At 60.6% G+C, this 426-nt stretch carries 1 protein-coding gene; it reads right to left on the bottom strand.

Translation table 11 applies throughout. The features are described from left to right. Window positions 1–249: 249 nt before the first annotated feature. The gene (locus D0817_RS26735; RefSeq protein ID WP_497756098.1) at window positions 250–414 is read right to left on the bottom strand and encodes a DUF1428 family protein; all 165 of its coding nucleotides are present in this window, start codon (window positions 412–414) and stop codon (window positions 250–252) included. Window positions 415–426 lie beyond the last annotated feature (12 nt).

Raw genomic sequence — 426 nt, 5'->3', positions numbered from 1 at the left:
GATGTAGGGGCCCAAGAGAAGCCGGACGTTGCAAAAGACCGTCTCAACGTTTATACAATCAAGGGCCCCAGCGGAGAAGCCGGCAGACGTCAGAGGCTGAGAGTTTTTCGGGCGTGCCCGAGCAGCCCGCCAGAAAGCGGCAGATCGAGGCGCAAAGCACAGCCATAGCGGGCTATGGCGAGCATTTGCAACGACGAACTGGCGCTTTCTGGCGTGCTGAGCGGGCATGATCGAAAGACTCTCAGCCTCTCACATGTCGACGAAGGTCTCGAAGCCGCCGTAGATCAGGCGCTTGCCGTCGAACGGGGTCTGCTCCGGTGTCATCATGTTGGCCATGCGCGGGTCGGCCATGACCTTGTCGTTGACCTCGTCACGCACCGCGCGCGACGGGTATTCGATCCACGAGAAGAACACCACCTCGTCCTC

The sequence above is a fragment of the Flavobacterium cupreum genome, from assembly GCF_003996965.1.
Classification (GTDB): Bacteria; Bacteroidota; Bacteroidia; order Flavobacteriales; family Flavobacteriaceae; genus Flavobacterium; species Flavobacterium cupreum.
The sequence above is the reverse complement of the archived record's forward strand: the minus strand, read 5'-3'. Positions and strand labels throughout refer to the sequence as shown.